This window comes from Rhizobium vallis (assembly GCF_003985155.1).
Lineage (GTDB): Bacteria > Pseudomonadota > Alphaproteobacteria > Rhizobiales > Rhizobiaceae > Rhizobium > Rhizobium vallis.
The window spans coordinates 460,368-486,421 of the sequence record NZ_ML133688.1; the positions used below are offsets into that span (position 1 = coordinate 460,368).

The window sequence follows — 26,054 nt, forward strand, 5'->3', positions numbered from 1 at the left end:
GGAAACCGGAAAAGAAATCAGGCCAAAGCGCGCATGATAGCGAGCCCCGCGATAGCGGCCGCTATGGAAAATCCGACGCTCGCGGCTACATAGACGCTGCCGGCGACAGCCTCGCCGCGCTCGAACAGAGAGATGGCGTCGAGCGAGAAGGCCGAGAAGGTGGTAAAGCCGCCGAGGAAGCCGGTCACGAGCAGCAGGCGCAGTTCCACCGAAGCGTTGAATTTCCGCGCAATCAACTCGGTGATGACACCGATGCCAAAGCAGCCGACGACATTGACGGCGAGCGTGCCCCAGGGGAACGCCGGTCCCATGAGCCTCAGCCCCCATTGGCCGACATAATATCTGAGCACCGAACCGATAGCGCCGCCGACCGCGACGAGGAGAGCCTGGATCATGAGCTGGATTTACCGAAGTTTGAAAGCGATTCCAATCTCGTCACCGAGAATTCTTACCATCCGGTAAAATGTGAACGATTTTCTTATGTTGGCGCCAAGATCATGCCGATACGGTGACGGCATGACCCAGCTCTTGTCGATATCGGCCAACACCGCTGCCATTGCCTTCGAATCGCTCCGAATCCCGCAGCGTGTCGCGACGAGCACGGCAGCACGCGATGCTCGCCGCATTGCTGACCGCCAATTGAAGGCCGATAGCCCTGACCAAGCCGAAGAGCCCGCCAGCATCATCCAGTCGACGGAAGTGGCGCTCGACCTGATGGCCAAAGGCAACCGTCAGCCTCAAGCAGGCCTGAAACAGGCGTTGCAATCCTACGAAGATTTTTGAGGCCGCCCTTCCAAACGAAAAGCCCGCCACCGATATTATCTCGGTCGCGGGCTTCTCTGTTTTAACAGCTGTTTCCTTACTTGCCTTGGGCCGACAGCACCTGCAGCATCAGGTCGACCTTGCCTGCCTTCTCGAAGGTCAGCGTCACCGGCACCGTGTCGCCCTGCTTGAACGGCGTCGTCACCTTTTGGAACATCAGGTGCAGGTTGCCAGGCTCGAGCTTTATGGTCTCGCCCGCGGCAATGGCGATACCGTCCTTCAGCTGGCGCATCCGCATGACATTGTCCTTCGTCACCATTTGATGGATCTGAACCTCGCCCGCCGCAGGCGATGTCACCGAGATCAGGCGATCATCCGCCTTGCCGTTGTTCTTCACGGTGAAAAAGCCGCCGCCGACCGGCTGACCGGGCAGCATCGCCTTGGCGAAACCGCCGGAGATTTCGAGATCGCCCGCCTTGACCGTTTCGCCGCCCGGCGCAGCAGCCGCCATGTCTGGCATACCGGTCATATCCATGCCGGCTTTACCGGTCATGTCCATGCCGGTTTTACCGCTCATGTCCATGCCGGCCATGTCATCATGGTCATGGCCATGATCTTCGCCGGCAACAACCTTCAACAAAGGCGCCGGGCTTTTAAGGCTATGGGCATCGCCGCCTGCCGTCGCCACCTGATCCCAGGCCGTGACCGTATCGCCGCACATCTGCGTCACCGGAAAGGCGAGCGAGGTGCCTGCCTCAACGCCCGAAACCTTACCCTGAATGACGAAGGTGTCGTAGAAATCGTCGGAGAGATTGCCGTTCTTCCAGCGGATCTCGATCGCTCCCTTGTTCACCTTGTCGCCGTGATTATCGTAGGTCTTCTGGTAATCGCCCTTGATCACTTCGAGTTCCCAGCCGGCTTTCGGCTGCGGCTTGGCGAAGACGAAGCCTTCCGGCAGCTTGACCCGCACTTCCGTGGTCGCCTTGCCGTCACAGCCATGCGGCAGCTGCAGCGTCGCGAGAATAGTGCTTTCCTGTGTCGCCTGCTTGTCGAGGAAGGTCACATGGGCCTCGGCACCCGCAATGGCGGTGGCGGAAAGAAGAGCGGCGAGCCCCAAGGTCTTGATAGCCTGCGTCTTGATCGTTTTCATCGGATATCTCCTCGCCGGCCGCGGCACTTCTCTCAGGCGGACCGGCATGTTGCGTTCAGATTGCGGAGGAAGATCAGACTGGGATGGGAGGCGCGCGCGAATTCGGCCGGCTGACGGTGCTTGCCCCGGCAACCGCTGGGGTCTCGATTGGCGAGTTGACGAGCGAGGCGAGCTTGCGATCGAGCCAGCAACCCGCATCCGGCGTCGGCAGGATAACGGAGGACGACAGGCGGCAGGTTTCGCAATTCGGCTTGAAGGTGGCGGTCTTGCCGTCATCGTCCTTCACCGTCACGCAGAGAGAGGCAAAGCTGCCGTCAGGCAGCCTATAGACCGCAGCGTCGTAGCCTTCGGCGGAGATGGCCTGCGGCGCCTGATGGGCGAGGCCCAGCAAAAGCAGGCTCACCGCGCAAAGCATGCGCAGGAAGAGCGTTGCTTTCAGTCCGGTCTGCCGCATGAGATCCCCTTCAACAGCATGTCGCGATAACCGGTTTCCCCGCCGAATGCAAAAGCAGATTTGCCTGAGATCGGCGCCTCCCCTGAGTATGACGACAAAAATTTGTCAGGTCACGACATTTGGCCTTGCCAAGTGCCGCCCCCGCCGGATAATTGCGCCAACCATGTTGGGAGAATCCGGTGCTTTCGTCACCGGTGCCGAAGGAGCAACCGCCCCGGAAACTCTCAGGCAAAAGGACCAGCAGGGGCAGACGGAACTCTGGAGAGAAGCGTTCTCGAAACGCTCGCCGAAGGGATAACAATCTCAGGCGCTAAGGACAGAGGGGGCTCAGGAGGGAAGTGCGCAGTCGCGCCTTCAGATTTGAGCCCGCGCCTTCGAGAAAGGCGCAAACCCCGGAGGCGTCTTTTGGACGATACTGCTGCCCTGAAGAAAACCCCGCTGCATGCCCTGCATCTCCAACTCGGCGCCCGCATGGTGCCGTTCGCAGGTTACGACATGCCGGTGCAATATCCCGCGGGCGTCATGAAGGAGCATCTTCATACCCGCGCCGAAGCAGGCCTCTTCGATGTCTCCCATATGGGACAGGTCATCATCAAGGCGAAGTCGGGCAGCTATGAGGATGCAGCACTCGCGCTCGAAAGCCTGGTGCCTGTCGATATCCTGGGTCTTGCCGAAGGCCGCCAGCGCTACGGCTTCTTCACCGACGATAGTGGCTGCATTCTCGATGACCTGATGATCACCCATCTCGACGACCACCTGTTCGTCGTCGTCAACGCTTCCTGCAAGGAGGCCGACGTCGCTCACCTCCGGGCCCATATCGGCGACCAATGCGATATCACTGTTCTCGATCGCGCTCTGATCGCGCTGCAGGGACCGCGCGCGGTCGAGGTTCTCGCCGAACTCTGGGCCGATGTCGCGGCGATGAAATTCATGGACGTTCGCCACTGCCGCCTCCACGACGTGTCCTGTCTGGTCTCGCGCTCCGGCTACAGCGGTGAGGACGGCTTCGAAATCTCGGTTCCATCGGACAAGGCCGTGGATGTCACCATGCGGTTGCTCGAACATCCCGATGTCGAGACGATCGGCCTCGGCGCGCGCGACTCCCTGCGCCTGGAAGCCGGCCTCTGCCTCTATGGCAACGATATCGATACGACCACCTCGCCGGTCGAGGCAGCGCTGGAATGGGCAATACAAAAGGCGCGGCGCGGCGCCGGCACGCGCGCCGGCGGTTTCCCGGGCTCCGGACGCATCCTTTCCGAACTTGAAAACGGTGCTGCGCGCCGCCGCGTCGGCCTGAAGCCGGAAGGCAAGGCGCCGGTGCGCGGCCATGCCAAGCTCTATGCCGATGCCGAGGGCAAGGTCGAAATCGGCGAAGTCACCTCCGGCGGCTTCGGCCCCAGCGCCGAAGGCCCGGTTGCCATGGGCTACGTACCCGTCTCTCATGCTGCGGCAGGCACGCTCGTTTACGCCGAGGTGCGCGGCAAATATCTGCCGATCACCGTCAGCACCCTGCCCTTCGTTACCCCGACCTACAAACGCTAACCTTTTTCCAGAGAGGACGAACAATGCTGAAATTTACCGAAGAACACGAATGGCTGAAGATCGAAGACGGCGTTGCGACGGTCGGCATCACCACTTATGCCGTCGACCAGCTCGGCGACCTGGTTTTCGTCGAACTGCCGGAAGTCGGCGCGACCTTCTCCAAGAACGGCAATGCCGCGACCGTTGAATCCGTCAAGGCTGCTTCCGACGTCTATTGTCCGCTCGACGGCGAGATCACCGAGGTCAATCCGGCCATCGTTGCCGATCCGTCGCTGGTCAATTCCGATCCTCAGGGCGCCGGCTGGTTCTTCAAGCTGAAGCTTGCAAATGCTGCGGACGCCGATGGCCTGCTCGACGAGGCGGCCTACAAGGAGCTCACCGCGTAATGACGACGCCGACAGAATTCCAGTTCACAGATTATCAGCCCTACGATTTCGCCAATCGCCGTCACATCGGCCCCTCGCCGACTGAGATGACCGACATGCTGAAGGTGATCGGCTATAACAGCCTCGACGGCCTGATCGACGCGACGCTGCCGCCCGCAATCCGCCAGAAGGCGCCGCTCGTCTGGGGCGCGCCGATGACCGAGCGCGAGGCACTCGACAAGCTGCGCGAGACCGCCAACAAGAACAAGGTGTTGGTCTCGCTGATCGGCCAGGGCTACTACGGTACGATCACGCCGCCCGTCATCCAGCGCAACATTCTGGAAAACCCGGCCTGGTACACGGCCTATACGCCCTACCAGCCGGAGATCAGCCAGGGCCGCCTGGAAGCGCTGCTGAACTACCAGACGATGATCTGTGACCTCACCGGTCTCGACGTCGCCAATGCTTCGCTGCTCGACGAGGCAACCGCCGCCGCCGAAGGCATGGCGATGGCCGAGCGTGTCGCCAAGTCGAAGGCCAAGGCCTTCTTCGTCGACGCCGACTGCCATCCGCAGACCATCGCCCTCATCCGCACCCGCGCCGAGCCGCTTGGCTGGAGCGTCATCGTCGGCAACCCCTTCACCGATCTCGATCCCGTCGATGTCTTCGGCGCGATCTTCCAGTATCCCGGCACGCACGGTCACGTGCATGATTTCACCGGCCTGATCTCACGCCTGCATCAGACCGGCGCCATCGCTGTCGTCGCTGCCGATATCCTGTCGCTGACGCTCTTGAAATCGCCCGGCGAGATGGGCGCCGATATCGCCGTCGGCTCCTCGCAGCGCTTCGGCGTGCCCGTGGGCTATGGCGGCCCGCATGCGGCCTATATGTCGGTCAAGGACGCCATCAAGCGCTCCATGCCCGGCCGCCTCGTCGGCGTTTCCGTCGATGCCCGCGGCAACCGCGCCTATCGCCTGTCGCTGCAGACCCGCGAACAGCATATCCGTCGCGAGAAGGCGACCTCGAACATCTGCACCGCCCAGGTGCTGCTCGCCGTCATGGCCTCGATGTATGCGGTCTTCCACGGCCCCAAGGGCATCAAGGCGATCGCCCAGCAGGTGCACCAGAAGGCCGTGCTGATGGCCAAGGGCCTGGAAAAGCTCGGTTATGCCGTCGAGCCGGAAACCTTCTTCGACACGATCACCGTCGAAGTCGGCCATATGCAGGGTCTCATCCTGCGCGCCGCCGTCGCCGAAGGCGTCAATCTGCGCAAGGTCGGCGAAACGAAGATCGGCATGAGCCTCGACGAGCGCTCGCGCCCTGCAACGCTGGAAGCCGTCTGGCGTGCCTTCGGCGGCAATTTCACTATTGCCGATTTCGAGCCTTCCTACCGCCTGCCCAAGGGCCTGCTCAGGACCAGCGATTACCTCTCGCATCCGATCTTCCACATGAACCGCGCCGAAAGCGAGATGACGCGTTACATCCGCCGGCTCTCCGACAGGGACCTCGCGCTCGACCGTTCGATGATCCCGCTCGGTTCCTGCACGATGAAGCTCAATGCGACGGCGGAAATGCTGCCGATCACCTGGCCGGAATTTTCCGACATCCATCCCTTTGTACCGGCCGACCAGGCCCTCGGCTACCGCGAGATGATCGACGACCTGACGGAAAAGCTCTGCGCCGTCACCGGCTACGACGCCTTCTCCATGCAGCCGAATTCCGGTGCGCAGGGCGAATATGCCGGCCTCTTGACGATCCGCAACTATCATATCGCCAATGGCGACGGCCATCGCGACGTGTGCCTGATCCCGACCTCGGCGCATGGCACCAATCCGGCCTCCGCTCAGATGGTCGGCATGAAGGTGGTCGTCGTCAAGGTGCGTGAAAACGGCGATATCGATCTCGACGATTTCCGCGCCAAGGCTGAAGAGCATGCGGCAAACCTTGCCTGCTGCATGATCACCTATCCCTCGACGCACGGCGTGTTCGAAGAAACGGTCAAGGAGATCTGCGATCTGGTGCATGAGCATGGCGGCCAGGTCTATCTCGACGGCGCCAATATGAACGCTATGGTCGGCCTGTCCCGCCCCGGTGACATTGGTTCGGACGTTTCCCACCTCAACCTGCACAAGACCTTCTGCATCCCGCATGGCGGCGGCGGCCCGGGCATGGGTCCGATCGGCGTCAAGGCGCATCTGGCGCCTTACCTGCCCGGCCATCCCGAAACCGATGGCCGTTCGGGTGCGGTCTCGGCCGCCGCCTTCGGCTCGGCCTCGATCCTGCCGATCTCCTGGAGCTATTGCCTGATGATGGGCGGCGAAGGCCTGACGCAGGCGACCAAGGTGGCGATCCTCAACGCCAACTACATCGCCACTCGGCTGAAGGGCGCCTATGACGTGCTCTACAAGTCGAAGACCGGCCGTGTCGCGCATGAATGCATCATCGACACCCGCCCTCTGATCGATAGCTCCGGCGTCACCGTCGACGATGTCGCCAAGCGGCTGATCGACTGCGGCTTCCATGCGCCCACAATGAGCTGGCCGGTTGCCGGCACGCTGATGATCGAGCCGACCGAGTCTGAGACCAAGGCCGAGCTCGATCGCTTCTGCGAAGCGATGCTGGCGATCCGCGAGGAAGCCCGCGCCATCGAAGAAGGCCGCATGGACAAGACCAACAATCCGCTGAAGAACGCCCCGCACACGGTGGAAGACCTCGTCGGCGAATGGGACCGCCCCTATTCGCGCGAACAAGCTTGCTTCCCGCCCGGCGCCTTCCGCGTCGACAAATACTGGTCGCCTGTTAATCGCGTCGACAACGTCTATGGCGACCGCAACCTCATCTGCACCTGCCCGCCGGTCGAGGCTTACGCAGAGGCGGCCGAGTAGCGGTCAAGCCTGACGCTGTCGCGAAAGGCTGGACAATCCAAGCCCCTTCCATCATGGGAGGGGCTTTCCTATTCTGATAGAATGCACGAAAGAAGGTCATCCCATGCCCCAGGATCAAAGCGAAGCAAGAATGCAGGCGCCCTGGTCGAAACCTGTGCTCATCGCTCTCGAAGAGCCCGGCCAATACGTGACCATCGACAACACCCAGGCCGCCTCCTGGGCGATGATCGAGGACTGGCCGACGGAGGACGGTGCCGCACTCGACCAGGCGCTGCTGATCTGCGCCGACGTCATCAAGGGCAAGCGCACCGGCGAGGATGCACGCAAGGCATTCATCGCCGCCGCAGTCGAAGCGGACCTCGACATCAAGGCCTGAACGGCGATGACGGCCAAGTCCGTAACGTCTACGGCGGCGACCGCAACCCGATCTGCACCGCCGACCGGTGGAAAGTCATGCGGAGGCGGCGGAGTAATATTCGGCAAGCCCTTCCCGCACATATCAAGGCATAGGTTCAAATTTAACCTTTCTTAGCAAGTCTCTGTTAGCAATTCGAAATGGGCGATTTCCATTCAGTATGGATGTTCCCGTCGATCTTTGTTTTGCGTGCAGGTTCTCATGCGTCCATCGGCTGTGCCAGCAATTCTCCTCGCCGCCCTGATTCTCTCGGGATGCTCCGCCAGTTCTGGCGCCGAAGATCTGCTGGCGAACGTGCCGTCGTCGGAAACGACCAACGCCATCACCAAGCCAAGCGGCCCGGTTCCGGCTGCAGCCGTTGGCAGTCCCGCGCCGCAGGCAAGCCCGCCGCAGCAGGCGCTGAGCTGGACGGGACCGGTTCCGGAGCCGCAAGCGCTCGTGCCGACGGACCGGCCGGTCGGCATGCCAATGCCGACGGAAAGACCGGTCGCGATGCTCATGCCCGCCGACCCGGGTATCGAGCCCGACGCCGATACGAAATCGCCGACACGCGGGCGAATTTACAGCCACCGTTTCCGTGACGCCAAGCCGATCAACTTCGGCTCTACCTCGCCGAGAAAGCTTGCCGTGCACGGCGTCGACGTGTCGCGCTGGCAGGGCGAGATCGATTGGGAGACGTTGCGGAAGCAAGGCGCGAACTTCGTCTATATCAAGGCGACCGATGGTGGCGATCACCTCGATCCGATGTTCAAGAAGAACTGGCGCCGCGCCAAAGAAGCCGGCCTGAAACACGGCGCCTATCACTTTTTCTACTGGTGCCGAACAGCCGGCGAACAGGCCGATTGGTTCATCCGCAACGTGCCGAGGGAAGCAAATGCGCTTCCGCCGGTCATCGACGTGGAATGGAACGGCGAATCGAGCTGCAAGAGACGCATCTCCCCCGCCCGTGTCCGGGAAAAGATGCAGGTCTTCATGGACAAGCTGGAAAGCTATTACGGCCAGCGCCCGATCATCTACACCGCGCCGGACTTCTATCGGGATAATTTGAAGGGCGAAATGCTCAATTATCCCTTCTGGCTCCGCTCTGTCGCCGCCCATCCTTCCAAGGTCTATCCGGGCCGCAAGTGGCTCTTCTGGCAATATTCCGGTTCCGGCCTTTCCGATGGCGTCGACGGCAAGATCGATCTCAACGTGTTCAACGGCAACGAAAGCGATTGGCACGACTGGGTGGCGTCGCGGTAGCACGTCGTCATGAGGCCACCGCCTACCGTGCCATTCCGAGACAGATGTGGCGGCGCGACGTCTGCGCCATAGCCCTTTGCTAACGCAATGCCTTCAGCATTCCCTAAGCCGTTGTGGGTAAAACGCTACCATCCAGTTCTGGGGAAACGGCTGATGAGCATATTGAGCATTACGAGCACTGCTCTCTCGGGCATGAGGGCGCAGACGACGCGGGTCAGCGCGATCGCCAACAATATCGCAAACAGCAGCACGCCGGGCTATGCCAGGCTGAACACCAGCCTCACCTCCGTTGAACCAGGCGGTGTGCAGGCGATCGTCGAGCCGACGGCGTCTGATGTCGATCCCGCCAGCGAACTGACCGATATGATCCAAGCCGAGCAGAGCTACAAAGCCAACGCCGTCGTCTTCGAGACCGGCGCTGACATGTGGGAAATGCTCATGAGCATCAAGCGCGACTGAGCACGGCAGGTAAAGGCCAGCGCTGCAATAACCCCGTCTTGAATCGGTCCTATGCCGGTCTGCGCCAATGACGCGGATCGATCCCATGCCTGATCGTCAGGATTTTCTCACCATTTCCGCAAGAGCCGAACAGGATGCGCCGCCGCTTGTGCTGCTGCACGGTAGCGGCATGCATGAACGCAATCTCATCGCGCTCGCCGACAGGGTCGGCCCCGATCGCCCTTATCTGGCGGTGAGAGGTGCGGTGGTGTGGGAGGAAGGATTCGCCTTCTTCCGGCGAAACCCGGACCGGACGCTTGATTACATCGATCTCTTCGATCAGACCCACCGCCTCGCCGATTTTCTGGCGAAGGCGCTGGAAACCCGGCGCTTGAAACGGTCGCCGGTGCTGCTCGGCTTTTCGAATGGTGCGATCATGGCCGCTTCGATCCTGCTGCATCGCCCGGAAACAGCGGCCGGCGCCATCCTGCTGCGGCCGCTGTCACCGGCGCCGGCCGCCGATTTTCCCGATCTGAAAAACCATCGCATCCTGATCCTCGCGGGTGAACGCGACGAACGGCGCGCGCCCGAAGATGTTGTGCTGGTGAAGGATCAGATCGAAAAAAGCGGCGCCGGCGTCACCACCAGATTGTTCCCCACGGGCCATGGCCTTGACGAGGAAGAACCGGATTTCATCAGGAGTTGGCTGGCGAAAAATTTCCCACCAGCCTGAACGCGGCACTATCAGGAATGCGCCGGTTCGCTCTGCCGTTGGGCGGCAAGGGCGGCCAGATCGGCAGGCTTCAGTTCGACGGATTCGCCGCAGCCACAGGCCGATGTCTGGTTCGGATTGGTGAAGGTGAAGCCCGAGCGCAGAGTGGTCTGCTCGAAGCCCATTTCGGTGCCGAGCAGATAGAGCACGGCCGATGGTTCGACCCAGACCTTGGCGCCGTCGCGCTCGATCAGGTCGTCCTTGGCATTGGGCTCGGTCACCAGGTCGATGGTATATTCCATCCCGGCGCAACCGCCCTTCTTGATGCCGACGCGCACACCCTTGGCGTCAGGGCCTGAGTTCTCGACGATCGCCTTGACGCGGGCAGCAGCACCGTCCGTCATGCTCATGATTGCAAAGCCCATCGGCTCATTCTCCTTCCGCAACCGGGGTCAAGATCCGGCGCATCATGAATCAAATGTAGTGCCCTGAAGTAAACGGATCAATACCGCGGGGGATGATGTCAGTACCACGGTACTGTATCAGTACCAGCCGACGGCGACCTGCGCTTCTTCCGACATGCGGTCCGGCGTCCACGGCGGATCGAAGGTCATGGCGACCTCGACGCCCGACACGCCTTCGACGGCGCCGACGGCATTTTCGACCCAGCCGGGCATCTCGCCGGCGACCGGGCAACCGGGAGCGGTCAGCGTCATCATGATCTTCACCATCCGATCGTCTTCGATGTCGATCTTGTAGATCAGCCCGAGTTCGAAGATGTCGGCCGGAATTTCCGGATCGTAGACGGTCTTCAGGGCGCTGATGACGTCGTCGCTCAGCCGCGCCAGTTCATCGGCCGGGATGCTGGAATGCACGATGCCTTCGCGCACGTCGATCTTTTGTTCGCTTTCGTCCAGGCTCATAAAGGACACTCCTCAGGCAAAGAACTTGCGCGCATATTCCAGCGCATCGGCCAGCGCATCGACCTCGGCGCGGGTATTGTACATGCCGAAGGATGCACGGCATGTGGATGTGACGCCGAAGCGTTTCAAGAGCGGCATGGCGCAATGCGTGCCGGCCCGCACCGCGACACCCTGCCGATCGATCACCATCGAGACGTCATGGGCATGGATGCCGGCAAGCTCGAAGGAGAAGATACTCCCCTTCTCCGCCGTCGTCCCGAACATGCGCAGCGAATTGACTGATCTCAGACGCTCGACCGCATAGGCCGCTAGATCGGCCTCATGACGGGCGATCGCCTCACGGCCGATCTTCTCCATATAGTCGAGCGCGTAGCCCAGCCCGATCGCCTGCACGATCGGCGGCGTGCCGGCCTCGAAGCGATGCGGCGGATCGTTGTAGGTGACGGCGTCTTCGGCGACCTCGAAGATCATCTCGCCGCCGCCCTGGAACGGGCGCATCTCCTGCAGCCGTTCCTTCTTGCCGTAGAGCACGCCGATGCCCGATGGGCCGTAGAGCTTGTGGCCGGTCATCACATACCAGTCGCAATCGATGTCCTGCACGTCGACCGGCAGATGCACGGCACCTTGCGAGCCGTCGATCAGCACCGGGATGCCGCGCTCATGCGCGATGCGGCAGACTTCCTTGACGGGAACGATCGTGCCGAGCGCATTCGACATATGGGTGATGGCGACGAGCTTGGTGCGCTCCGTCAGGCTCTTCTCGAAATCCTCGATGTGGAAGGCGCCCTCATCATCGACGGGAACCCAGACCAGTTTGGCGCCCTGCCGCTCGCGGATGAAGTGCCAGGGCACGATGTTGGAATGGTGCTCCATGATCGAAAGCACGATCTCATCGCCCTCGCCGATCTTTGGCATGCCCCAGCCATAGGCGACGGTGTTGATCGCTTCGGTCGAATTCTTGGTGAAAACGATGTTGTTGACAACAGGCGCGTTGAGGAAACGACGCACCTTCTCGCGCGCCGCCTCATAGGCATCCGTCGCCGCATTCGAGAGATAATGCAGGCCGCGATGCACATTGGCATATTCGTGGGCGTAGGTATGTGAGATGGCGTCGATCACCACCTGCGGCTTCTGTGCCGAGGCGCCGTTGTCGAGGTAGACCAGCGGCTTGCCATGCACCTTCTCCGCCAGGATTGGAAAATCCCGGCGGATGGCTTCGACGTCGTATTGCGTGGCTGGCGCTAGCTTGTCCATCGATATATCCGATCAGGCGTGCTTTTCGAGCCAGGCCGAGATCACGCCTTCCAGCGCCTCGACCAGGGCTTCATCATCAAGTTCCTCGACGATCTCGGCGACGAAGGCGTTGACGAGCATCGCCCGCGCCTTGTTCTCCGGAATGCCGCGCGCCATCATGTAATAGAGATGATTGGCGTCGATATCGGTCACCGTCGCGCCATGGCCGCACTGGACGTCATCGGCGAAGATCTCAAGCTCGGGCTTGACCGAAAATTCGGCATCATCGGACATCAGCAGCGTATTGCAGGCCATCTTGGCATCGGTCTTCTGCGCATCGGGCGCGACGCGGATCATGCCCTGGAAAACGCCCTTGGCGCGGTCGAAGACGACGTTGCGGATCACCTCGGTCGAGCCGGTGTGCGGTACGTCGTGGCCGAGCACCATCGTCACGTCGGTATGGCTGTCGGCTCCAAGAAGGTTGATGCCGCGCAGCGTCAGATCGGCGCCCTCGCCCGTCACCTTGATATTAAGCTCCTGGCGCACCAGCTTGCCGCCGGCATTGATGACGAACAGCCGGAGCTTGGCGTCAGCGCCGAGATCGACGCGGATCTGACCGAGATGCGTATCGTCGGCGCCCTGCTGCTGCAGGATGATCCAGGTCAGCTCCGTGCCCGCACCGACCGTGATGTCACTGATATGGGACACGAGGGCCGCATCACTTGTCGCCGCGAGGTGACGCTCGATCACAGTCGCCTTGACGCCGGCGCCGAAGGAGACGGGAAGGCGTGTATGTGTCTGGCCGCCGGCATGGATAAACTGGATTTCGAGCGGGTCTTCGAGCACGGTTTCGGCAGGCACGTCGACGACATAGCCGTCGCGCACGAAGCTGCCGTTGATACGGCCCACCGCGTCATCGGAACCGAGTGCATCCAGGCCGTCCGCGGCCGAGCCGTTGATCAGATGTTCCGAATAGGCGGAAATACCAAGACCGTCGGCGGCAGCCTTCTGGTTGGAATGGCCCTGGATCACCGCCAGCACCGTGGCATCGGCAACGAGCGGCTCCAAAGGCTCCGAGCCCGCGTCGCCCGCCTGCGACGGGACCGTGCGCAGGAGATTCTTGAGGTCGGTATAGTGCCAGGCCTCGATGCGGCGCGTCGGCAGGCCGGCCTTCTTCAGGTCGTCAAGAAGCCGGTCGCGCAACGCCGTCACGGCACCATTGCCCGGCAGCTCGCCGATCTGCTGGTTGAAGGCTTCGATCAACGCCGCCTCGGCCGCGGTCAGGCGGCCTGTCGTCTGCATGTTCATGGACGTCGTCCTTTCCGCCCGAAACTCAGGCTGCCGCGCCGATGATGTCGGCATAGCCGTTGGCCTCAAGCTCATGCGCCAGCGTCTTGTCACCCGACTTGATCACCTGGCCCTTGTAGAGCACGTGGACGGTATCAGGCACGATATAGTCGAGCAGGCGCTGGTAGTGGGTGATGACCACGACGGCGCGATCGGGCGAACGCAGCGCGTTGACGCCGTCGGCAACGATCTTCAGCGCATCGATGTCGAGGCCGGAATCGGTTTCGTCGAGAACGCAAAGCTTCGGCTCGAGCAGCGCCATCTGCAGGATCTCGGCGCGCTTCTTCTCGCCGCCGGAGAAACCGACGTTGAGCGGCCGCTTCAGCATCTCGGTATTGATCTGCAGCTTGGCCGCAGCATCCTTGACGCGGCGCATGAAGTCAGGCGTCGTCAACTCGTCCTCGCCGCGTGCCTTGCGCTGCTCGTTCATCGCCACCTTGAGAAACTGCATCGTGGCGACGCCGGGAATTTCGACCGGGTACTGGAAGGCAAGGAAAATGCCCTTGGCGGCACGCTCGGCCGGATCGAGTTCGAGAATGCTCTCGCCATTATAAAGAATGTCGCCCTCGGTCACCTCGTAGTCGCTGCGGCCGGACAGCACATAGGAGAGGGTCGACTTACCCGAGCCATTCGGCCCCATGATCGCGGCAACTTCGCCAGCCTTCACCGTCAGGTTCAGGCCACGGATAATCTCGGTGCCATCTTCGGCGATACGGGCATGAAGGTTTTTGATTTCAAGCATCTTTGGTTCCTGCGTTTTCTCTGCGTAGCTCATCAGAGCCTCGCGTAATTTCTAAGGACATCAACATGTTGGGCTCGGTGCTATCACCCAAATAAACGGATGACACGGAAAACCGCGACCGTTACGAGCCAAAGCCATTCGAGAAATTCCAAGATCCCCTGAACGATCTTTCCCGGCTTTTCCATGCGCTGCTGGAGAAACACATAAGGCTGCTCCGGCGGCTTCTCGGTTTCATATCTCTGCTCGCGGGGGCGAATTTTCGCCAATATCTCCCCGCGCATATTCTCCAGACGTTCAAGAATGCGCTTCTTGTCCGCCTCGTTCATGTCAGCCGACCGAACCTTCCAGCGAAATGCTGATCAGCTTCTGCGCTTCGACCGCAAACTCCATCGGCAGTTCCTGCAGGACTTCCTTGACGAAGCCGTTGACGATCAGTGCGATCGCCGCTTCGGTCGGGATGCCGCGCTGCAGGCAATAGAACAGCTGGTCCTCGGAGATCTTCGAGGTCGTCGCTTCGTGCTCGAACTGCGCCGTCGAATTCTTCGCCTCGATGTAGGGCACGGTATGGGCGCCGCACTTGTCGCCGATCAGCAGCGAATCGCACTGGGTGAAGTTGCGTGCGTTCGAAGCCTTGCGGTGGGCCGAGACCTGGCCGCGATAGGTGTTGTTGGAAACACCGGCGGCGATGCCCTTGGAGACGATGCGGCTCGACGTGTTCTTGCCGAGATGGATCATCTTGGTGCCGCTGTCGATCTGCTGATGGCCGTTGGAGACGGCGATCGAGTAGAACTCGCCGCGGCTGTCGTCGCCGCGCAGGATGCAGGACGGATATTTCCAGGTGATCGCCGAGCCCGTTTCGACCTGCGTCCACGAGATCTTCGAGCGGTCGCCGCGGCAATCGCCGCGCTTGGTGACGAAGTTGTAGATGCCGCCCTTGCCGTGCTTGTCGCCCGGATACCAGTTCTGCACCGTCGAATATTTGATCTCGGCGTCATCGAGCGCAACCAGCTCGACCACGGCGGCATGAAGCTGGTTCTCGTCGCGCTGCGGCGCGGTGCAGCCTTCGAGATAGGAGACGTAGGCGCCTTCTTCGGCGATGATCAGCGTGCGCTCGAACTGGCCGGTGTTCTTCTCATTGATGCGGAAATAGGTGGACAGTTCCATCGGGCAGCGAACGCCCTTGGGCACGAACACGAAGGAACCGTCGGTGAACACGGCCGAATTCAGCGTCGCATAGTAGTTGTCGCTCGTCGGAACAACGGAGCCGAGGTACTTCCGCACCAGTTCCGGATGCTCGCGGATCGCTTCCGAAATCGACATGAAGATCACGCCGGCTTTCTTCAGCTCTTCCTTGAAGGTGGTGACGACAGAAACGGAGTCAAAGACGGCATCGACTGCGATCTTCGGCTTCTCGACGCCGGCCAGGATTTCCTGCTCTTTCAGCGGAATGCCGAGCTTTTCGTAGACCTTGAGGATCTCCGGATCGACTTCGTCAAGCGACTTCGGGCCCGGCGTGCTCTTCGGCGCGGCGTAGTAATAGATGTCGTTGAAATCAATCTTCGGATAGTTGACGCGCGCCCAGGTCGGCTCTTCCAGCGTCAGCCAGCGCCGATAGGCTTCGAGACGCCATTCCAGCATCCATTCCGGCTCCTGCTTCTTGGCCGAAATGAAGCGAATGATATCCTCGGACAGGCCCTTCGGCGCCTTGTCCATCTCGATGACGGTCTCGAAACCGTATTTGTACTGGTCCACATCGATCAGGCGAACCTGGTCGATTGTTTCCTGCACCGCAGCCATTTCATTCTCCAATCTCGCCGGATACAAGGTCCGGCAGCTTGTAGCGTCTGGGCAATTCACTTGCCCTTCACCTCGGGCAATTACTTGCCCCTTATGCCGGGCAATTGTTTGCCCTTATGTAGGAGGCCAAAAGGGACTTTTCAGCCCGATTGGCAAGCGGAAATTTGCGTTTCCGCAAGTTTATGATGCGGTCAAGCCGCCTCGCCCGCCGACCTGCGACGGCAGGCGATCTTTCCGAAAGCCGCGATTGCCCGGTCGATGTCCCCGTCCGTTGTGGAAAAGCCGAGCGAGATGCGCAAGGCTCCGAGCTTGGCGTCGCGTCCCATCGCCGCCAGAACATGGCTTTCGCCGACCTTGCCGGACGAGCAGGCGGAGCCTGCCGAAAGTGCGACACCTTCAAGATCGAAGGCGATCTGGCCGGTCTCCGCCTTCAGGCAGGGAAGCGTGAAGAAGATGGTGTTGGCGACCCGCGGACCGCCCAACCCGTGGATGATGACATCGGGCGCGGCAGCGCGCATGCCGGCTTCCAGCCGATCGCGCAGCGCGGCAATCGCAGCGTTGCGTTCCCCGAGATTCTCCAGTGCGGCTTCCGCCGCTGCTCCGAATCCGATCAGCGCCAGCGAATTCTGTGTCCCCGATCGGTGACCTTTCTCCTGCCCGCCGCCGCGGATCAGCGCCTTCGGCATCAGCGCCTCGCCACGGGCGATCAGCGCGCCCGCGCCCTTCGGTCCACCGATCTTGTGAGAGGAGATGATCATGAAATCCGCGCCGATGCGCTCGATCTCGATCGGCAGGCGGCCGGCCGCCTGCACGGCATCGACGATGAGGAGACCGCCATGGGCGTGCACGATCTTTGCCGCTTCTTCCACCGGCTGGACGATGCCCGTCTCGTTGTTGACGAGCATGATCGCCACGACGGGAAGGCCCGCCGACTTGTCATGGGCATCGAGAAGTGCGGCGAGCGCGTTGAGATCGACGATGCCGGCATCCGTCACCGGAATCTCGGTCGTGCGGTCCTGGGGGAACCGGCCTCCCTCCCGTACTGCCAAATGCTCGATAGCGGAATAATAGAGGCGGCCGAGCCTCAGCGGCGTACGGCCCATGCTGAATTCAGGCGTCAGCACCAGATTGGCGGCTTCCGTCGCGCCGCTGGTGAAGACCACGTTGGCGGCATCGGTGTCGGCGAGTGCCGCCACCTTGCGCCGTGCACCTTCGATGGCGGCGCGCGCGGCGCGGCCCTCTCCATGGACGCTATTTGGATTGCCGAAGATGTCGATGGCGCGCATGATCGCCTCGCGCGCAGCCGGGTGCAGCGGCGCTGTGGCATTCCAGTCGAGATAAAGGCGTGGCGGCGCCATGATCTTCAGTCCTGCGCTTAACGAGCTTGCTTCAGCACCCGCGGTTCATTTTTCTTGAAATTTCCGCCGGGCTTGCCTTATGACACGTTCCACGATGCGTGGATCGCCATGCAAGTTTCGAATTGTTCTAAACTGCGTTTTAGAAAAGCTGACAACATTAGTCAAGTCATGTTGTCGTCCGACGCAGCGCGAACGCGAAATAAAACCCGGAGTACCAATGCCCGAAGTTATTTTCAACGGCCCTGCCGGTCGTCTTGAAGGCCGCTACCAGCCCTCCAAGGAAAAAAGCGCGCCCATCGCCCTGATTTTGCACCCGCATCCGCAGTTCGGCGGCACGATGAACAATCAGATCGTCTACCAGCTCTTCTACATGTTCCAGAAGCGCGGGTTCACGACGCTGCGCTTCAACTTCCGGGGCATCGGCCGCAGCCAGGGCGAATTCGACCACGGAGCTGGCGAACTCTCGGATGCAGCTTCTGCGCTCGACTGGGTGCAGAGCCTGCATCCCGATTCCAAGACCTGTTGGGTCGCGGGCTATTCCTTCGGCTCCTGGATCGGCATGCAGCTCCTGATGCGCCGGCCGGAGATCGAAGGCTTCATGTCGATCGCCCCGCAGCCGAACACTTACGATTTCTCGTTCCTGGCGCCCTGCCCCTCCTCCGGCCTGATCATCAGCGGCGAAGCCGACAAGGTGGCGCCCGAGAAGGACGTCAACGGCCTCGTCGAGAAATTGAAGACCCAGAAGGGCATCCTCATCACCCATCGCACCGTGCCCGCCGCCAACCACTTCTTCAACGGCCAGGTGGAAACGCTGATGGGCGAATGCGAGGACTATCTCGACCGCCGCCTCAACGGCGAACTGGTGCCGGAACCGGCGGCCAAGCGGATCCGCTGAAGATCACCTGGTGTCGGCGGTGATCTCGAAAGCCGTCCGAAGCACTCCATCGATCAGGATCGGCATGCGTTCCCGCATGCCGATCTTCTTGAGCACACGCTGCGAAGCGATGTTCTCGGGATGGGTAAAGGCGATGAAATCAGGCGCAAATCCCCTTTCAAAAAACCATTCCTTTAGGGCGCTTGCGGCTTCGGTGGCGTAGCCCTTGCCCCATTCCCGCTCCCGCAGGGAATAACCGAGTTCGAATTGTTCGTTCCCGAACTTGGAAATCCCCGCGCGGCCGACGAATCGGCCGTCATCGGCGATGATCTTGTATTTCGTCGTGCCGTCGCGCGCCTGTTCCTCGAGCCAACCCTGCAGCCGCTTCTCAGCCTTTTCGAGGCTCCATGGCGCCTGGCCCGAGAGATACCGGGTCGTCGCCATCGTCGAATGCAGTTCCTGCACCAGCCACGCGTCGTCTTCGCCCCAGATGACGAGACTGAGCCGCGGCGTCTTGAGAATGACCGTCTCCGACATCACGCCGCCGCGATCACGCCGCCGCTGACCGGCGCGCTGACCCCCGTGGTGCCGGGAAAAGTCAGTGGCAGCCCGTCCAGCGAACGCACGGCGAGATAGGCCCAGGCTTCAGCCTCCATCGCATCGCCGTCGAAACCTGCCTCCTCGGCAGTCAATACATCAGACCCCAGCCGTTCAGCCATGATCGAAAATTCCGCCATGAGGGTCCGGTTCAGCCGTCCGCCGCCGCAGATGATATAGATCGATGGCGTCTCGGGCAGGAAACCGGCGGATTTGATGATTGACGCGGCGGCTACATGCGCCAGCGTCCGGGCGCCGTCTTCGAGGCTTGCCTCTCCCTGCTGAAGTGGTGCGAAATCACCGCGATCAAGCGAACGGCGAACATTGCCGCGAAAGAACGGGCTTGCTAGATAACGCTCCGCCAGATCAGCGACAACCGTGCCACGCCCGCCGATCTCGCCGCCGGGATCGTAGGTTTTGCCGGTCTGCATCTCGACCCACTGATCGATCAGCGTATTGCCCGGCCCGCTGTCGAACGCCGATATCCGGCCATCGGCGCCGATATAGGTCAGATTGGAGATGCCGCCGATATTGACGAAGCAGACAGCTTGTCCCGCCTGCTGGAATTTTCCGGCAAGTGCGGCGTGGTAGGCCGGCACGAGCGGCGCTCCCTGCCCGCCATGAGCCATGTCGTTGGCGCGCATGTCGTAGACCACCGATATGCCGGTCCTGCGCGCCAGTTCCCCGCCGTCGCCGATCTGGATCGTCAAGCCTTCATCGGGTCGGTGAAGCACCGTCTGGCCATGGAAACCGAGAACATCCACCGCATCGGGAGAAAGCTCGAAACGCTCGAGGAATGCCGTAACGGCGGTTGCATGACGTAAGGTAAGCTCAAGCTCGATCTGACGAAGCTCGGACGGCCGTTCGGTTCTGTCACTTAGCGGGCGCGCCAGTTCCAGCGCCCGTTTGAGCTGCCCGCGAAAGCCTACATCATAGGGAGCCCCCATGAACGGCCCGCGCTCGATGAAGCCGCGGCCGTCGGTTCTGATCAGCGCAACATCGATTCCGTCCATCGACGTGCCGCTCATCAGACCGATCGCAGTCCTGATGACGTCCATGAGGCTTGCCTCCCATGCGATTCCCGGATGCACTTTTGTAAAAACAGTGCTAAACGCGCCGCGACAGATCAACAACAACGAACTTGCGCGAACCCACGCGGGCGAGCGCAGATATCAAGAGACGAAGGCCATGTCCGAGTTCAAGTCCGATTTCCTCCGCACGCTGAAAGAGCGCGGCTTCATTCATCAGATCTCCGATGAAAGCGGCCTCGACGACCTCTTCGCCAAGGAAACCGTGACCGCCTATATCGGCTACGACCCGACGGCATCCAGCCTTCACGTCGGCCATCTCACACAGATCATGATGCTGCACTGGCTGCAGGCGACGGGTCATCGCCCGATATCGCTGATGGGCGGCGGCACCGGCATGGTCGGCGATCCCTCCTTCAAAGAGGAGGCCCGCAAACTGATGACGATCGAGACGATCGAAGAAAATATCGCGTCGATCAAGCGCTGCTTCTCGAACTATCTCGATTACGACAAATCGGGCAACGCCGCATTGATGATCAACAATGCCGAATGGCTGCGTTCGTTGAATTACCTGGAGTTCCTGCGCGATGTCGGCCGCCATTTCTCGGTCAACCGCATGCTGTCCTTTGACAGCGTGAAGACGCGCCTTGACCGCGAACAATCGCTGTCCTTCCTGGAGTTCAACTACATGATCCTCCAGGCCTACGACTTCGTCGAGCTGGCGAAGCGCTACGACTGCCGCCTGCAGATGGGTGGTTCGGACCAGTGGGGCAATATCGTCAATGGTATCGATCTCGGTCACCGCATGGGGACGCCGCAGCTCTACGCCCTCACCTCGCCGCTCCTGACGACGTCATCGGGCGCCAAGATGGGCAAGTCGGCTTCTGGCGCGGTCTGGCTGAATGCCGACCTGCTCCCCGTCTATGATTTCTGGCAATATTGGCGCAACACCGAGGATGCCGATGTTCCGCGCTTCCTCAAGCTCTTCACGACGCTGCCGATGGATGAAATCGCTCGTCTTTCGGCAATCGGCGGGTCGGAACTGAACGAGGTCAAGAAGATCCTGGCGACTGAAGTCACCGCGATCCTGCACGGCCGCGAGGCCGCCGACCAGGCCGCCGAAACGGCGCGCAAGACCTTCGAGGAAGGCGGTCTCTCGGAGAACCTGCCGTCGGTCGACGTTCCCGCTTCAGAGCTCGACGCCGGCATCGGCCTTCTCTCGCTCATCGTACGCGCCGGCCTCGCCGCATCGAACGGCGAAGCCCGCCGTCACGTCCAGGGCGGCGCTGTCCGCATCAACGACGAAGCTGTCAGCGACGAGCGCAAGATGATCGGCAGCGGCGAGATCACCGCCGACGGCATCATCAAGCTCTCGCTCGGCAAAAAGAAACACATCCTGATCCGCCGGGCCGCTTAAGCGGCTTCAATTCGGAACGGATATCAAAGCCGGCGTCCGCGCCGGCTTTTTCGATTTCGCTGATGGCACTGGCAAAGCCGCATATGAATTGAGCCTTTGGAAATGAGTTAGAGATGAGATCTAAATGGCTTGTGCCCACGTTCTTTATTTTGCTCGCAACGGCTTTGCATGCGGCGGATGACAAGGCACAGCCACCCTATTTCGCATCGATTTTAGCTCATCCGATACATGATATCCAAGCATGTTACACTTCAATCCTGGCACGTGACGGCTTCGATTCGCCTTCGTGTGTCGGGACGCTCTGGCAGATCTGGTTTGCACAAGACAAAGCAAAGGTGGAACGCATCGACTTCCACGATAAAACCGGTTTCAAGGAGATGCTTGTCAAACTGATCCAAGCTGGAAATGAAAAACCGACGGAGCAAAAAAACATTCCTCAAACACAGGAGGTAATCAGCAATATTGACATAGTTGTAGACACGGCCCGCAGTAAATTAAGTGATGACAACGTTTCCCAATGCCTGGCAGAAATTAGATATCAAAAAGATTTGTCTAGCCCCTATTGCGACTACACGCTCGCGCTGCTCAATCTCGCACTCTTCACGGCAACGGATATTCCGCGGATAAGGATGCAACGAGAGGATCTGGCCGCTGTTTTGGAACAGGCGCTCCCTGTAAAATGATATTGGCGGCAACTGTGAGATCGAGGCGCTGATCTAGGCTCACGCCGCGGCCGGGTGTACCGAAGTTTTCAAGCGGTCCGAGCTTAAAAATCACTCAACTCCCGGCCGAGATACCGCGTCCGTTCGTTCGGCCTCCCGGAAGACATAGCTTGGCGGATTGACGTCTGACGCAGGCTTCACGCGCGACCACCAGCTGATCGAGAAGATCGGCGGCGTCATCATCGCGTCGAGAGGCACCGTCAGCACATGGGCCGAATGAATAGGCTTGCGCGGCGCCAGCCGATCGCTTTTTTCGGCCGAGTATGATGCATGGCCGCCAAGGGCGGCGACCACCGCGAACGATACGAAATAGCCTGTCCGAGCGCACTGCATGGCATCCTCCGACATTGCAACGGCCGTTGTCAAAGCCGAGAACCACAGCTTACATCAAATCTCTCTAAAATAGCAGGCCGAGCATCGATGGCGCGTTTCTACACCGGGCTTCGGATCGAGGCTGATCCGTCTGACGCCCGTGCATGATTCTGATCTCCTCAGGAGGAAAGGATTTAGGTACTTATCGCCACGACCTCTGCCGTCCTGGCTTCATCCCGCATCATTGAAATTCGAAGATCTGCCGGAACACGCCCGGCGCGATAATCGATAGCGGGTTGATCTGCAGGTTTGGCTGGTCGAACTTGCCGGTGAGCTTGAAGGTGATGCCGATCAGGCCGCGGTCGCTGCCATTGCCGAGGATGACGCCGATCAGCGGTAGTTCGGCAAACAGCCGGTTGAGGCCGTAGGCCGGCATGAATGTGCCGGTCATGTCCATGTTGCCCTTGCTGTCGCGTACCACGCCCTGGAAGGTCGCGCCAATCTGATCGCCCCGCAGCACGCCGTTCTCGATGCCGACCATACCGTCGCGCGAGACGACGCGGGCAAACCCGCGTTGGAAGCGCTGCGAGGAAGTATCGATATCGCGCTTGACGGCCTCGTTGAGGCTGCGCTGCTCCTGACCGACAGGTGTCGAGACGATCGAGCGCAGGCGTTGCTCGTTGACGATCGAGAAGCGGCGCACGTCGAGCGAACCATCCCATCCGCCCTGCGCCCCCAGTCGGATCGCCAGATTGAGAAGACCGCCCTGCATATGCTGATAGAGATCGGCGAAACGCGATACTGCGCCGGCATCGCCGCTGGTAATGTTGATGACGCCGCCGTCCTTCATCTGGCTGACCACGGCCTCGCCGCTGTCGGTAACGCCGGAAAAGCTGAGCGTCTGCAGCTTGTCGCCAAGCAGTGACAGCTGCGCCTGGAAATTGCCGACCTTCTCGTCGTTGAAGCCGATGACGTTTTTCAGCTTGGCGCGCACCGATACGCTGGTGTCGCCGCCATCGCCACCCTCGTCGTCACCCGAGCCTGATTTCAACCGCGCCATGACCGGTCGCGCATCGGCGCTGTCGCCGGAGACGGAGACGTCGAAACTGCCTTTGCCGCGCTTCACCGAGAGAGCGAAATCGTCAAGCGAGGAAAGCTTGACGCTGTCGAAATCGGCGGAGATCAGCCCTGCCTTGCCGACAACAAGCGATCCGCTGGCGCCGAAACCGTCGCCCTTCAGCCGGAAATTCTTGATCTGCGTATTGTCGGGTGGGCCGGATACCTCGAATTCGGCGGAGGCAGCAATACCGCTGCCTTTGGCCCAGCCGATCCAGGGCAGGTCGAGCAGCGACTTGGTGAGGTCGAGCTGAACGTTCTGCCGGTCGTCGTCGATCCGCGTCAGCACCATCTTCAAATTGCCGCCGACGACGCCGGAAAGTCCGGGCATCACCTTGTTGCGTTGGGCCTCGGAGAGCGTGGCGGTGATCACGCGCTGCCGCTCCACGCCGGAGGATGCCTCGACCGGCTCGATGAGATCGATATCGGCCGGAATGCCGTCGATCTCGCCCTTGGCATCGAGCGTGATCTGTTTCGGATCGCCGTTCAGCATGCCGCTGACATTGCTGATCGTTCGGCCGGAGAAGGGCTTGGCAAGGTCGATGTCGGTGAGCTTCATCATCGCCTTCCAGTCGGCAGGCGGCGGGTTTTGCGATGAGAGCAGGCCGAAATGCGCCTTCACATTCGCCTCGATGTGGCCCTTGAGATCGTCGGGCGTAAAGCCGGCGCGCTGCAGCACCCGGATCGGCTTGTAGGTCAGGAGCTCCCCGATGGCGTCCGCCGCACCTGATACTGCGAGATCGATGTCGGCCATCAGCGGCTTGTCGTAGGCGGACGGTATGACGAACGTCCCCTGCCCGAGTGTGACAGATCGGCTGGAGGGGAAATAGGACGTGCCGCTCTTGATCCCGATCGTCGCAACGGGGCCTGTCAGGTCGAAATGCGCCGCCGTGTCACGGATCGGCGGAATGTCGCCGGCGACGTTCATTCTCGCCCCCGTGATGTCGAAACCGATGCGGATCTGGTTGGCATCGAGTTTCAATCCCTTGCCGCCGGCCGCTTCGTCCAGCCGGCCGAAGGGAATGAAGACTGAGATGGCGGCGTCCGTGACCGTGCCGCCGAAAAGGTTGCCGTGCACCCAGGTGCGCACCTTGGGCGCCATCCAGAACGGCCAGAGTTGCTTGATCGCCGTCGTCTGCAGCATCGACGACTGGCCGGCGAAGCTGATCTCCGGCGATTTGTCGCCGAGTTTGACATGCAGCGATCCGTAGAGAGCGCCCAGCGGGCTGGAGACGGTCATATTGGGAAACTGGAATTCCCGGCCGGCGACCATGTAGCGCCCGGTCGCCTGAATATCGAAGGAGAGCGGCTGTTCGCCGGAACCGCTGGGGGCGGCCGTACCGCCGCTGACCAGAAGGTCGATGCCGAAACCTTTGCCCGCCTTCGGATCGAGCTTGTCGAGATCGATCAGCGCGCCGTTGAGGGGGACCGTGGTCGCGCCGAACCGGGCGTTTGATTTCGCGATTTCGAGCGTCTGCTTGGTGAAATCATAAACGAGGTTGATTTGCCCGCCCGACAGCTCCTGAGCATCACCATCGGTATAGATCAGGCCGGGATCTACATCGATCGTCGCAGCGAGCGACGGTGAAACACCATCCCTCGCCCTGGTGGCCGACACCGCCAGATCTGCGAAGGCGTTGAGCCCCTGCCGTATCACGCCTTCATCGTTGCGCTTCAGCGCGAAGGGTGTGAGGTCGGCGTGCTTGAGCGTCGCCGCCACCTTCGACACGTGGCCGTTCTCCTTCTCGGCCAACACGTCGAGTTCCGCCACCTCGCCGTTGAGCGCGACCTCGCCGCTCAATTGCAGCGAGGTTGGGCCGGCATGGGCAAAGACGAGATTGTCGACGACGAGCGACAACGGACCGTTCGCCGTGTCGGCAAGCTTGATGTCGATGCCGGAGATACGCACTGAATTCGTCGAACCACGGGTGACGATGCCGTCAAACATATCGAACTGCGAGAAGATCCTCTCCATCGCCGCCGGCATCGCGTCGATGCGCAGATCGTCGAGCTTGACGGGATTGCCGGAGGGCAGAAGCGCGGTATCGAGGGCGATATCCTCGGCTTCGATATCGGTCACGGCGATACGGCCGCGGAAAAGCTGCAGCGGATCGAGCGCCAGGCGCACAGAGCCCGTCGTCGATACGTGCTGACCGCTCGCCTGGTCGATCATGTTGACGTCGCGCGCTTCCAGCGCCAGCCGCAAGCCCGAGGTGAAGCGGATGACGGTGGAGCCGACCTCGGCGCGGTAGCGCGGTCCGGCCGCGCCATTCAGCGCCGCCTGGGCCTGCTGCGACAGCGGCTTGTCGAACATGCCGCTCTCGACGGTGAACACGACGGCGGCAAGAATGAGGAGGATCAGTCCCAGAAACCCTGAAGTCAGCTTCGCTGTCCGGCGCATTGGCGAACGCGGCGGCGGGCAATGAACGATGATCGGATCCTCGGCCTGGGCGGACGGCAAGCGGTCCAGCGCAACGATATCCTTCTTGCGAAACGTGACCTTTTCGCCGCGGATGGCTGACATGCGCCCTTGGGCTCTCCCTTAAATGAAGAATTGAACCCGGCCATGCTGGACGGGTTTCCGTCCAATATATAATTCGGGGAGAGAGTGTGTCATCCACAA

The 26,054-nt window shown here is 61.1% G+C and carries 26 protein-coding genes and 1 riboswitch; of the genes, 11 read left to right on the top strand and 15 right to left on the bottom strand.

Annotated features, from left to right (window positions below):
* Nucleotides 1-17 precede the first annotated feature (17 nt).
* Nucleotides 18-395 carry a fluoride efflux transporter CrcB gene (crcB, locus tag EFQ99_RS12185; protein ID WP_126921284.1) on the bottom strand — a complete coding sequence of 126 codons (378 nt, stop codon included), beginning with the start codon at nt 393-395 and terminating at the stop codon, nt 18-20.
* 121 nt (nt 396-516) lie between these two features.
* On the opposite strand from crcB, the gene EFQ99_RS12190 reads away from it, so the two are divergent.
* Nucleotides 517-783 (top strand): hypothetical protein, encoded by a 267-nt coding sequence (locus EFQ99_RS12190; protein ID WP_126921285.1) that lies wholly within the window; start codon nt 517-519, stop codon nt 781-783.
* Between the two features lie 76 nt (nt 784-859).
* Here EFQ99_RS12190 and EFQ99_RS12195 read toward each other — a convergent pair whose 3' ends face one another.
* Together EFQ99_RS12195 and EFQ99_RS12200 are read right to left on the bottom strand one after the other, a co-directional pair.
* Nucleotides 860-1,912 (bottom strand): DUF1775 domain-containing protein, encoded by a 1,053-nt coding sequence (locus tag EFQ99_RS12195; protein WP_126921286.1) that lies wholly within the window; start codon nt 1,910-1,912, stop codon nt 860-862.
* 73 nt (nt 1,913-1,985) lie between these two features.
* Complete coding sequence (locus EFQ99_RS12200) at nt 1,986-2,366, bottom strand: hypothetical protein (protein ID WP_126921287.1); 381 nt, start codon at nt 2,364-2,366, stop codon at nt 1,986-1,988.
* A 157-nt stretch (nt 2,367-2,523) separates the two neighbouring features.
* A riboswitch (glycine riboswitch) is annotated at nt 2,524-2,616 on the top strand.
* 155 nt (nt 2,617-2,771) lie between these two features.
* Here EFQ99_RS12200 and gcvT point away from each other — a divergent pair.
* The 7 genes from gcvT (at nt 2,772) to EFQ99_RS12235 (ending at nt 9,986) form a co-directional block, all read left to right on the top strand.
* Entirely contained in the window at nt 2,772-3,908 is a 1,137-nt protein-coding gene (gene gcvT / locus EFQ99_RS12205) for a glycine cleavage system aminomethyltransferase GcvT (RefSeq protein WP_126921288.1), read from the top strand.
* Nucleotides 3,909-3,931: 23 nt separating this feature from the next.
* Nucleotides 3,932-4,294, top strand: coding sequence for a glycine cleavage system protein GcvH (gene gcvH / locus EFQ99_RS12210; protein ID WP_126921289.1), 363 nt, complete (start codon nt 3,932-3,934; stop codon nt 4,292-4,294).
* Nucleotides 4,294-7,158 carry an aminomethyl-transferring glycine dehydrogenase gene (gene gcvP, locus EFQ99_RS12215; RefSeq protein WP_126921290.1) on the top strand — a complete coding sequence of 955 codons (2,865 nt, stop codon included), beginning with the start codon at nt 4,294-4,296 and terminating at the stop codon, nt 7,156-7,158. The genes gcvH and gcvP overlap by 1 nt, the downstream gene beginning before the upstream one ends.
* Nucleotides 7,159-7,288: 130 nt before the next feature.
* Nucleotides 7,289-7,534, top strand: coding sequence for a DUF982 domain-containing protein (locus EFQ99_RS12220; RefSeq protein ID WP_164736371.1), 246 nt, complete (start codon nt 7,289-7,291; stop codon nt 7,532-7,534).
* A 240-nt stretch (nt 7,535-7,774) separates the two neighbouring features.
* Nucleotides 7,775-8,815, top strand: coding sequence for a glycoside hydrolase family 25 protein (locus tag EFQ99_RS12225; protein ID WP_126921292.1), 1,041 nt, complete (start codon nt 7,775-7,777; stop codon nt 8,813-8,815).
* 153 nt (nt 8,816-8,968) lie between these two features.
* Complete coding sequence (locus EFQ99_RS12230; RefSeq protein ID WP_126921293.1) at nt 8,969-9,274, top strand: flagellar basal body rod protein FlgC; 306 nt, start codon at nt 8,969-8,971, stop codon at nt 9,272-9,274.
* 85 nt (nt 9,275-9,359) lie between these two features.
* Entirely contained in the window at nt 9,360-9,986 is a 627-nt protein-coding gene (locus tag EFQ99_RS12235; RefSeq protein WP_126921294.1) for an alpha/beta hydrolase, read from the top strand.
* A gap of 11 nt (nt 9,987-9,997) precedes the next feature.
* On the opposite strand, the gene sufA is transcribed toward EFQ99_RS12235, so the two are convergent.
* From sufA to EFQ99_RS12275, 8 genes are all read right to left on the bottom strand, one after another.
* Nucleotides 9,998-10,390 (bottom strand): Fe-S cluster assembly scaffold SufA, encoded by a 393-nt coding sequence (sufA, locus tag EFQ99_RS12240; RefSeq protein ID WP_126921295.1) that lies wholly within the window; start codon nt 10,388-10,390, stop codon nt 9,998-10,000.
* Nucleotides 10,391-10,507: 117 nt separating this feature from the next.
* Nucleotides 10,508-10,888: an SUF system Fe-S cluster assembly protein gene (locus tag EFQ99_RS12245; protein ID WP_003559708.1), complete on the bottom strand. Its 381-nt coding sequence runs from the start codon at nt 10,886-10,888 to the stop codon at nt 10,508-10,510.
* A gap of 12 nt (nt 10,889-10,900) precedes the next feature.
* Nucleotides 10,901-12,142, bottom strand: a complete 1,242-nt coding sequence (locus EFQ99_RS12250) for a cysteine desulfurase (RefSeq protein ID WP_126921296.1) — start codon at nt 12,140-12,142, stop codon at nt 10,901-10,903.
* A 12-nt stretch (nt 12,143-12,154) separates the two neighbouring features.
* Nucleotides 12,155-13,429, bottom strand: a complete 1,275-nt coding sequence (gene sufD / locus EFQ99_RS12255; protein WP_126921297.1) for a Fe-S cluster assembly protein SufD — start codon at nt 13,427-13,429, stop codon at nt 12,155-12,157.
* Between the two features lie 25 nt (nt 13,430-13,454).
* Nucleotides 13,455-14,210, bottom strand: a complete 756-nt coding sequence (gene sufC / locus EFQ99_RS12260) for a Fe-S cluster assembly ATPase SufC (RefSeq protein ID WP_126822894.1) — start codon at nt 14,208-14,210, stop codon at nt 13,455-13,457.
* Nucleotides 14,211-14,293: 83 nt separating this feature from the next.
* Nucleotides 14,294-14,536, bottom strand: a complete 243-nt coding sequence (locus EFQ99_RS12265; RefSeq protein ID WP_126921298.1) for a hypothetical protein — start codon at nt 14,534-14,536, stop codon at nt 14,294-14,296.
* Between the two features lies 1 nt (nt 14,537).
* Nucleotides 14,538-16,007, bottom strand: coding sequence for a Fe-S cluster assembly protein SufB (gene sufB / locus EFQ99_RS12270; RefSeq protein WP_126921299.1), 1,470 nt, complete (start codon nt 16,005-16,007; stop codon nt 14,538-14,540).
* Nucleotides 16,008-16,198: 191 nt separating this feature from the next.
* Entirely contained in the window at nt 16,199-17,365 is a 1,167-nt protein-coding gene (locus EFQ99_RS12275) for a cysteine desulfurase family protein (protein ID WP_126921300.1), read from the bottom strand.
* A gap of 217 nt (nt 17,366-17,582) precedes the next feature.
* Between EFQ99_RS12275 and EFQ99_RS12280 the strand changes: the two genes are divergently transcribed.
* Nucleotides 17,583-18,260 (top strand): alpha/beta hydrolase, encoded by a 678-nt coding sequence (locus tag EFQ99_RS12280; RefSeq protein ID WP_126921301.1) that lies wholly within the window; start codon nt 17,583-17,585, stop codon nt 18,258-18,260.
* A 3-nt stretch (nt 18,261-18,263) separates the two neighbouring features.
* Here the strand turns inward: EFQ99_RS12280 and EFQ99_RS12285 are convergent, their stop codons facing one another.
* Together EFQ99_RS12285 and EFQ99_RS12290 are read right to left on the bottom strand one after the other, a co-directional pair.
* Nucleotides 18,264-18,776 (bottom strand): GNAT family N-acetyltransferase, encoded by a 513-nt coding sequence (locus tag EFQ99_RS12285; RefSeq protein ID WP_126921302.1) that lies wholly within the window; start codon nt 18,774-18,776, stop codon nt 18,264-18,266.
* A complete protein-coding gene (locus EFQ99_RS12290) occupies nt 18,776-19,894 on the bottom strand; it encodes an anhydro-N-acetylmuramic acid kinase (RefSeq protein WP_126921303.1) in 1,119 nt (372 codons plus the stop codon). The genes EFQ99_RS12285 and EFQ99_RS12290 overlap by 1 nt, the downstream gene beginning before the upstream one ends.
* Nucleotides 19,895-20,024: 130 nt before the next feature.
* Between EFQ99_RS12290 and tyrS the strand changes: the two genes are divergently transcribed.
* Together tyrS and EFQ99_RS12300 are read left to right on the top strand one after the other, a co-directional pair.
* Nucleotides 20,025-21,281, top strand: coding sequence for a tyrosine--tRNA ligase (tyrS, locus tag EFQ99_RS12295; RefSeq protein WP_126921304.1), 1,257 nt, complete (start codon nt 20,025-20,027; stop codon nt 21,279-21,281).
* Between the two features lie 113 nt (nt 21,282-21,394).
* Complete coding sequence (locus tag EFQ99_RS12300) at nt 21,395-21,964, top strand: hypothetical protein (protein WP_126921305.1); 570 nt, start codon at nt 21,395-21,397, stop codon at nt 21,962-21,964.
* Nucleotides 21,965-22,054: 90 nt separating this feature from the next.
* Here EFQ99_RS12300 and EFQ99_RS12305 read toward each other — a convergent pair whose 3' ends face one another.
* Together EFQ99_RS12305 and EFQ99_RS12310 are read right to left on the bottom strand one after the other, a co-directional pair.
* Nucleotides 22,055-22,336, bottom strand: coding sequence for a hypothetical protein (locus EFQ99_RS12305; RefSeq protein WP_126921306.1), 282 nt, complete (start codon nt 22,334-22,336; stop codon nt 22,055-22,057).
* Nucleotides 22,337-22,556: 220 nt separating this feature from the next.
* Entirely contained in the window at nt 22,557-25,955 is a 3,399-nt protein-coding gene (locus EFQ99_RS12310; protein ID WP_126921307.1) for a YhdP family protein, read from the bottom strand.
* Nucleotides 25,956-26,054: the final 99 nt, after the last annotated feature.

Excerpts from the sequence above, each read along its gene's own strand:
- crcB (WP_126921284.1), bottom strand. The coding sequence starts at position 395 with ATGATCCAGGCTCTCCTCGTCGCGGTCGGCGGCGCTATCGGTTCGGTG.
- EFQ99_RS12190 (WP_126921285.1), top strand. The coding sequence starts at position 517 with ATGACCCAGCTCTTGTCGATATCGGCCAACACCGCTGCCATTGCCTTC.
- EFQ99_RS12195 (WP_126921286.1), bottom strand. The coding sequence starts at position 1,912 with ATGAAAACGATCAAGACGCAGGCTATCAAGACCTTGGGGCTCGCCGCT.
- EFQ99_RS12200 (WP_126921287.1), bottom strand. The coding sequence starts at position 2,366 with ATGCGGCAGACCGGACTGAAAGCAACGCTCTTCCTGCGCATGCTTTGC.
- gcvH (WP_126921289.1), top strand. The coding sequence starts at position 3,932 with ATGCTGAAATTTACCGAAGAACACGAATGGCTGAAGATCGAAGACGGC.
- gcvP (WP_126921290.1), top strand. The coding sequence starts at position 4,294 with ATGACGACGCCGACAGAATTCCAGTTCACAGATTATCAGCCCTACGAT.
- EFQ99_RS12220 (WP_164736371.1), top strand. The coding sequence starts at position 7,289 with ATGCAGGCGCCCTGGTCGAAACCTGTGCTCATCGCTCTCGAAGAGCCC.
- EFQ99_RS12225 (WP_126921292.1), top strand. The coding sequence starts at position 7,775 with ATGCGTCCATCGGCTGTGCCAGCAATTCTCCTCGCCGCCCTGATTCTC.
- EFQ99_RS12230 (WP_126921293.1), top strand. The coding sequence starts at position 8,969 with ATGAGCATATTGAGCATTACGAGCACTGCTCTCTCGGGCATGAGGGCG.
- EFQ99_RS12235 (WP_126921294.1), top strand. The coding sequence starts at position 9,360 with ATGCCTGATCGTCAGGATTTTCTCACCATTTCCGCAAGAGCCGAACAG.
- sufA (WP_126921295.1), bottom strand. The coding sequence starts at position 10,390 with ATGGGCTTTGCAATCATGAGCATGACGGACGGTGCTGCTGCCCGCGTC.
- EFQ99_RS12245 (WP_003559708.1), bottom strand. The coding sequence starts at position 10,888 with ATGAGCCTGGACGAAAGCGAACAAAAGATCGACGTGCGCGAAGGCATC.
- EFQ99_RS12250 (WP_126921296.1), bottom strand. The coding sequence starts at position 12,142 with ATGGACAAGCTAGCGCCAGCCACGCAATACGACGTCGAAGCCATCCGC.
- sufD (WP_126921297.1), bottom strand. The coding sequence starts at position 13,429 with ATGAACATGCAGACGACAGGCCGCCTGACCGCGGCCGAGGCGGCGTTG.
- sufC (WP_126822894.1), bottom strand. The coding sequence starts at position 14,210 with ATGCTTGAAATCAAAAACCTTCATGCCCGTATCGCCGAAGATGGCACC.
- EFQ99_RS12265 (WP_126921298.1), bottom strand. The coding sequence starts at position 14,536 with ATGAACGAGGCGGACAAGAAGCGCATTCTTGAACGTCTGGAGAATATG.
- sufB (WP_126921299.1), bottom strand. The coding sequence starts at position 16,007 with ATGGCTGCGGTGCAGGAAACAATCGACCAGGTTCGCCTGATCGATGTG.
- EFQ99_RS12275 (WP_126921300.1), bottom strand. The coding sequence starts at position 17,365 with ATGGCGCCGCCACGCCTTTATCTCGACTGGAATGCCACAGCGCCGCTG.
- EFQ99_RS12280 (WP_126921301.1), top strand. The coding sequence starts at position 17,583 with ATGCCCGAAGTTATTTTCAACGGCCCTGCCGGTCGTCTTGAAGGCCGC.
- EFQ99_RS12285 (WP_126921302.1), bottom strand. The coding sequence starts at position 18,776 with ATGTCGGAGACGGTCATTCTCAAGACGCCGCGGCTCAGTCTCGTCATC.
- EFQ99_RS12290 (WP_126921303.1), bottom strand. The coding sequence starts at position 19,894 with ATGGACGTCATCAGGACTGCGATCGGTCTGATGAGCGGCACGTCGATG.
- tyrS (WP_126921304.1), top strand. The coding sequence starts at position 20,025 with ATGTCCGAGTTCAAGTCCGATTTCCTCCGCACGCTGAAAGAGCGCGGC.
- EFQ99_RS12300 (WP_126921305.1), top strand. The coding sequence starts at position 21,395 with ATGAGATCTAAATGGCTTGTGCCCACGTTCTTTATTTTGCTCGCAACG.
- EFQ99_RS12305 (WP_126921306.1), bottom strand. The coding sequence starts at position 22,336 with ATGCAGTGCGCTCGGACAGGCTATTTCGTATCGTTCGCGGTGGTCGCC.
- EFQ99_RS12310 (WP_126921307.1), bottom strand. The coding sequence starts at position 25,955 with ATGTCAGCCATCCGCGGCGAAAAGGTCACGTTTCGCAAGAAGGATATC.